This window comes from Streptomyces sp. SM11 (genome assembly GCF_002910905.1).
Classification (GTDB): Bacteria; Actinomycetota; Actinomycetes; order Streptomycetales; family Streptomycetaceae; genus Streptomyces.
Genome location: NZ_NEUE01000014.1, coordinates 26,178 through 32,448, shown reverse-complemented (window position 1 = coordinate 32,448; position 6,271 = coordinate 26,178). Strand labels below are relative to the sequence as shown.

Annotated in this window: 5 protein-coding genes; all 5 read left to right on the top strand. The window is 72.0% G+C overall.

What is annotated here, in order from left to right; all coding sequences use genetic code 11:
* A partial coding sequence (locus tag B9S58_RS00955; protein WP_103530245.1) for a carbohydrate ABC transporter permease occupies positions 1–849 on the top strand: 849 nt, incomplete at its 5' end.
* Positions 846–1,694 (top strand): carbohydrate ABC transporter permease, encoded by an 849-nt coding sequence (locus B9S58_RS00950; RefSeq protein ID WP_103530244.1) that lies wholly within the window; start codon positions 846–848, stop codon positions 1,692–1,694. The genes B9S58_RS00955 and B9S58_RS00950, both read left to right, overlap by 4 nt.
* A 4-nt stretch (positions 1,695–1,698) precedes the next feature.
* Positions 1,699–3,366, top strand: coding sequence for a beta-N-acetylhexosaminidase (locus B9S58_RS00945; RefSeq protein ID WP_103530243.1), 1,668 nt, complete (start codon positions 1,699–1,701; stop codon positions 3,364–3,366).
* Positions 3,367–3,698: 332 nt separating this feature from the next.
* Complete coding sequence (locus B9S58_RS00940) at positions 3,699–4,595, top strand: xanthine dehydrogenase family protein subunit M (RefSeq protein ID WP_103530242.1); 897 nt, start codon at positions 3,699–3,701, stop codon at positions 4,593–4,595.
* On the top strand, positions 4,592–6,220 hold the full coding sequence (locus B9S58_RS00935; protein WP_103530241.1) for a (2Fe-2S)-binding protein: 1,629 nt from the start codon (positions 4,592–4,594) through the stop codon (positions 6,218–6,220). Before B9S58_RS00940 ends, B9S58_RS00935 begins: the two co-directional genes overlap by 4 nt.
* Positions 6,221–6,271: the final 51 nt, after the last annotated feature.

Sequence of the window (6,271 nt, the reverse complement as noted above, 5' to 3'; positions counted from 1 at the left end):
TACCTCCTGCCCGCCCTCGTCCTGCTCGCCGGACTGCTGGTCTACCCGATCTACCAGCTCGGCCTGATCTCGTTCCTGGAGTACACCCAGGCCCAGGTCAGCGGCGGCGAACCCACCACCTTCAAGGGCTTCGGCAACTACGCCACGCTCTTCAACGACAGCCAGTTCTGGCAGGTCCTCCTCGCCACCGTCCTCTTCGCCGGGGCCTGCGTGGTCTCCACCCTGTTCGTCGGCTGCGCGCTCGCCGTCCTGCTCACCCGCATCCGCGCCCTGCCCCGGCTCGCGCTGATGATGGCCGCGCTCGGCGCCTGGGCCACCCCCGCGATCACCGGCTCCACCGTCTGGGTCTTCCTCTTCGACCCCGACTTCGGACCGGTCAACAAGGTACTGGGACTCGGCGACTTCTCCTGGACGTACGGCCGCTACAGCGCCTTCGCGCTCGTACTCCTCGAAGTGCTGTGGTGCTCGTTCCCGTTCGTGATGGTCACCGTGTACGCGGGCATCCGGGCCATCCCCACCGAGGTGCTGGAGGCCGCCTCGCTGGACGGCGCGTCCCAGTGGCGGATCTGGCGCACCATCATGGCGCCGATGCTCAAGCCCATCCTGATCGTCGTCACCATCCAGTCGATCATCTGGGACTTCAAGGTCTTCACCCAGATCTACGTCATGACCAACGGCGGCGGCATCGCCGGCCAGAACCTGGTGCTCAACGTGTACGCCTACCAGAAGGCGTTCGCGTCCTCGCAGTACAGCCTCGGATCGGCGATCGGCGTCGTGATGCTGGTGATCCTGCTGGCCGTCACGCTCGTCTATCTGCGTCTCGTACGCCGCCAGGGGGAGGAACTGTGAGCGCACGCACGCTCCTGCGCGTCAAGCGCCCCGGCAGGCTGGCCGCCGAGGCCGCCGCCCTGCTGATCGCCGTCGCGGTCGCCTTCCCGCTCTACTGGATGGTGCTCTCCGCGTTCAAACCGGCCGGGGAGGTCCAGTCCACCGACGCCCGCCCCTGGACGCTCGCCCCCTCGCTCGACTCGTTCCGCCGGGTCTTCGAACAGCAGGACTTCGGCCGCTACTTCCTCAACAGCCTGCTGGTGGCGGGCACGGTCGTCATCCTCTCCGCGCTGATCGCCTTCCTGGCCGCCACCGCCGTGACCCGCTTCCGCTTCAAGTTCCGCACCACGCTGCTGATCATGTTCCTGGTCGCGCAGATGGTGCCGGTGGAGGCGCTGACCATCCCGCTGTTCTTCCTGATGCGGGACTTCGGCCAGCTGAACACGCTCGGCTCGCTGATCCTGCCGCACCTCGCCTTCTCACTGCCGTTCGCCATCTGGATGCTGCGCGGCTTCGTCAAGGCCGTTCCCGAAGCCCTGGAGGAGGCCGCCTACATCGACGGGGCGAGCCGCACCCGCTTCCTGTGGCAGATCCTCTTCCCGCTGGTCTTCCCGGGCCTCGTGGCGACCAGCGTCTTCTCCTTCATCACCACCTGGAACGACTTCCTGTTCGCGAAGTCGTTCATCATCAGCGACACCTCCCAGTCGACGCTGCCGATGGCGCTGCTGGTCTTCTTCAAACCGGACGAGAACGACTGGGGAGGGATCATGGCAGCCTCGACGGTGATGACCATCCCCGTACTGGTCTTCTTCGTACTCGTACAGCGACGCCTCGTCTCCGGACTGGGCGGAGCGGTTAAGGACTGATGTCATGACACCCGAGGACACGACGGCGACGGACTCCGTGGACACCGCGGCTCTCGGTCTGATCCCCGCCCCCCGCACCCTGGCCCCCGCCCCCTCCGGGCCGTACGCGCTGGACCGCGAGACCCCGCTGAGCGCCGCACCGGGCACGGAAGGCGTCGCCCACTGGCTGCGCACCACGCTCGGCGCGGCCACCGGACTGCCCCTGGCCGAGGGCACGGGCGACCAGGGCATCGTGCTCGCGCTCGACGAGGAGCTTGCCCCCGAGGCGTACCGCCTCGCCGTCGAAGCCGATGCCGTACGTATCACCGGCGGCAGCGCGGCGGGCGTCTTCCGGGGCGCGCAGACCCTCCGACAGCTCCTCGGCCCGGACGCCTTCCGGAGCGCACCCCTCGTCCCGGGAGGTGCCCGGGAGGTCCCGGCGGTCGTCGTCGAGGACGAACCCCGCTTCGGCTGGCGCGGTCTGCTGCTCGACGTCTCGCGGCACTTCCTGTCCAAGGACGACGTCCTGCGCTACCTGGACCTGCTCGCCGCCCACAAGCTGAACGTCTTCCACTTCCACCTCACCGACGACCAGGGCTGGCGCATCGAGATCAAGCGCTACCCGCGCCTGACCGAGGTCGGCTCCTGGCGCTCGCGCACCAAATACGGCCACCGGGCCTCCGAGCTGTGGGACGAGACCCCCTACGGCGGCTTCTACACGCAGGACGACATCCGCGAGATCGTCGCCTACGCCGCCGAGCGGCATATCCGGGTCGTCCCCGAGATCGACATCCCGGGCCACTCGCAGGCCGCCATCAGCGCCTACCCCGAGCTGGGCAACACCGACGTCATCGACACCACCACCCTCTCCGTCTGGGACACCTGGGGCGTCAATCCGAACGTACTCGCCCCCACTGACAACACCCTGCGCTTCTTCGAGGGCGTCCTGGAGGAGGTGCTGGAACTCTTCCCCGCCGCGACCTCGCCCTTCGTCCACATGGGCGGCGACGAGTGCCCCAAGGACCAGTGGAAGGAGTCCCCGCTCGCCCAGGCCCGGATCACCGAACTCGGCGTGAAGGACGAGGACGGGCTCCAGTCCTGGTTCATCCGGCACTTCGACGCGTGGCTCACCGCGCGGGGCCGCCGCCTCATCGGCTGGGACGAGATCCTCGAAGGCGGCCTCGCCGCGGGGGCGGCCGTCTCCTCCTGGCGCGGCTACGCCGGAGGCATCGCGGCCGCCGAGGCCGGGCACGACGTGGTCATGTGCCCCGAGCAGCAGGTGTATCTGGACCACCGTCAGGACGGCGGCCCCGACGAGCCGATTCCCATCGGGTACGTCAGGACCCTGGAGGACGTCTACCGCTTCGAGCCCGTCCCGCCGGGCCTGAGCGAGGAGGCGGCCCGTCACATCCTGGGCACCCAGGCCAACGTCTGGACCGAGGTCATGCAGAACCGGGCCCGCGTCGACTACCAGGTCTTCCCCCGCCTCGCGGCCTTCGCCGAGGTCGCCTGGTCCGCCCTGCCCGCCCCGGCCGACCGGGACTTCGCCGCCTTCGACGCCCGGATGACCGCCCACTACGCCCGGCTCGACGCCCTCGGCGTCGACTACCGCCCGCCGGCCGGCCCGTACCCCCGGCAGCAGCGCCCCGGCATCCTCGGCCGCCCGATCGACGGGGTGCCGCCGGTGGTGTGACCCCCGCTCCGCCCGGCCGCGGCCGTCCTCCGGGACCGCCGCGGCCGACGCGCGTCCGGGGCCAACGGCCCTGCCGACGTGCGCCGGAGCGAGGAGGCGAGGGGGCGAACCGCGTAAGTCGTACAAGCCTCGCTGAAGAGTGGTAATTCACCCTCCCCGCCGAAGAAGTACGAATACGGATTATCCCGCAGATCAGGGACGGATCCACCCTTCGCGGACCCTCGCGCCGGACCGATCGGAAGATGTGCCAGAGTTGCCACGTCCGGGCTGTGAACACGTACCGTACGGCGGAACAGGCGGGACAGCCGGGAGACCGGGAAGGGGCAGCTGGGTTGACCACGCACGCACCGCAGACGATGCAGTCGGTGACGCTGCCGGCCTCGTTGGACGAGGCCGTGGCGGCACTCGGCGCCATGCCCGCAGCCGTTCCGGTTGCCGGGGGCACGGACCTCATGGCAGCCGTCAACAAGGGACTGCTGCGCCCCTCGGGGCTGGTCGGCCTCGGGCGGATCAGCGAGCTGCGCGGCTGGCACTACCAGGACGGTCACGCGCTGCTGGGCGCCGGACTCACCCACGCCCGCATGGGCCGCCCCGACTTCGCCGCCCTCATCCCCGCCCTCGCCGCCTCCGCCCGCGCCGCGGGACCGCCCCAGATCCGCAACGCCGGCACCCTCGGCGGCAACATCGTCACCTCGGCGCCCACCGGCGACGCCCTGCCGGTCCTGGCCGCGCTTGAGGCCGAGCTCGTCATCGCGGGCCCCGGCGGCGCCCGCCGCGAGATCCCCGTCTCCCACCTGCTGGCCGGCCGCGAACTGCTGGAGCCCGCGGAGCTGATCGGCTTCGTCCGCGTACCGCTGCTGCACGCCCCGCAGGTGTTCCTGAAGGCCACCGGCCGCACCGGACCGGGCCGCGCCACCGCCTCGGTCGCCATCGTCCTGGACCCGGCCCGGCGCGGCGTGCGCTGCGCGGTCGGCGCGATCGCCCCGATGCCGCTGCGCCCGCTGGAGGCGGAGCGCTGGATCGCCTCGCTGATCGACTGGGACGGCGAGCGGGGCCTGGCCCCCGACGCACTGGCCGCCTTCGGCGAGTACGTCGCCGCGGCCTGCATCCCGGACCACGCACCACCGGCCGACGGTTCAGAGGCCCCGCCGCTGTCCCCGGCCGTACTGCACCTGCGGCGCACCGTCGCCGCGCTCGCCCGACGCGCGCTGGGGAGGGCACTGTCGTGAGCAATGAGGAATTCCCCGACCAGCAGGGGCGGCAGGGACAGGAGGGCCACTCCGAGGGCCCGGACCCCCGTTACGGAGGCTGGGAACCGACGCCGCAGGGCGACGGGTTCGACGCCGACGCCACCGCGTTCGTCCAACTCCCGCCGGAGGACCTGGCGAACATCCCCCTGGCCGCGCCCGGCCAGGGGTACGTCCCCCCGATGATCCTGCCGCTGACCCCGGCCGCCGGCCTGGACCCGGCGGCGACGGGCAGCTGGGTGCTCCAGACGCAGACCCAGCAGGCACAGGCCGAGCAGCGCGCCCAGGAGGCCGCCGCCGCCCAGGAGCCCGGGGCGGTCCACTGGCCGGACCCGAACCAGCAGGGCGGGCAGGGCGGATACCAGGGCCCCTACCAGGACACGTCGCACGCCACGGCCCAGTGGAACTTCACCGAGGCCTTCGGCGAGACGGCGGCGGCTCCGGAGGCAACGGCGCTTCCGGAGGAGCAGGCCCCGGAGGCCGGGCACCTCGGCCACCCCGACCAGGCGAGCCACACCGGTCAGGCCGGCCACACAGGCCAGTGGACGATCCCGGTGGCGGACGGGGACCTCCCGGACGAATCGGGCGAGTTCCTGGCCTCGGCGCACACCCCGCAGTGGTACGCGGACAACGCCCGCCCGGCAACGCTGCCCGGCGGCGCCCCCGCCCCCTGGGCCACACCGGAACCGGAGGCCGCCCCCGTACCCGTGACGGAGGAGGCCCCGGACCCGGCCCCGGACCCGGAACCGGCGACGGCGGAACCGGCAGCGGAGGCGGCTCGGGCGGCAGCGGACACACAGACCGACACCGCGGCCGACACCGACACAGAGGGCTCGCCCGCCCAGGAAACCGACACGGCACCTGACGCGGCACACGAGCACGCACCCGGGTCCGACGCGGACGTAACTCCGGAAGCAGCCCCGGACGCAGCCCCGGACGCCGACCTCACCCCCGACACCGACACCGACACCGACTCCGCCCCCGGTTCCGCCCCCGTCCTCCTCGACGCACCGAGCGAGCACCCCTCCACGTCCTACCTGCTCCATGTGAACGGCGTGGACCGCCCGGTCAGCGACGCCTGGATCGGCGAGTCCCTGCTCTACGTGCTCCGCGAACGCCTCGGCCTGGCCGGAGCCAAGGACGGCTGCTCACAGGGCGAGTGCGGAGCCTGCAACGTCCAGGTCGACGGCCGGCTGGTCGCCTCCTGCCTGGTCCCCGCGGCCACGGCGGCGGGCAGCGAGGTGCGTACGGTCGAGGGCCTGGCCGTCGACGGCGAACCGTCCGACGTCCAGCGCGCCCTGTCCGCCTGCGGAGCCGTCCAGTGCGGCTTCTGCATCCCCGGCATGGCGATGACCGTCCATGACCTGCTGGAGGGCAACCACGCCCCCAGCGAGCTGGAGACCCGCCAGGCTCTCTGCGGCAACCTCTGCCGCTGTACCGGCTACCGGGGCGTGCTCGACGCGGTCGCGGACGTCGTCGCGGCCCGCGAGGCGAGCGCCGAGGCGGCCACGGCGATCCAGGACGAGGCGCGCATCCCGCAGCAGGCCGAGCCGGGCGCCGGCGGCGTGCAGCAGGGGCCCCACCCGCACGAGGGAGAGGCGCTGTGAGGCACGCCCGCGGCCCCGCCGTACACCAGCAGCACCACGCGAACGACAAGG

Coding starts and splice junctions, on each gene's coding strand:
- B9S58_RS00945 (WP_103530243.1), top strand. CDS start 1,699: ATGACACCCGAGGACACGACGGCGACGGACTCCGTGGACACCGCGGCT.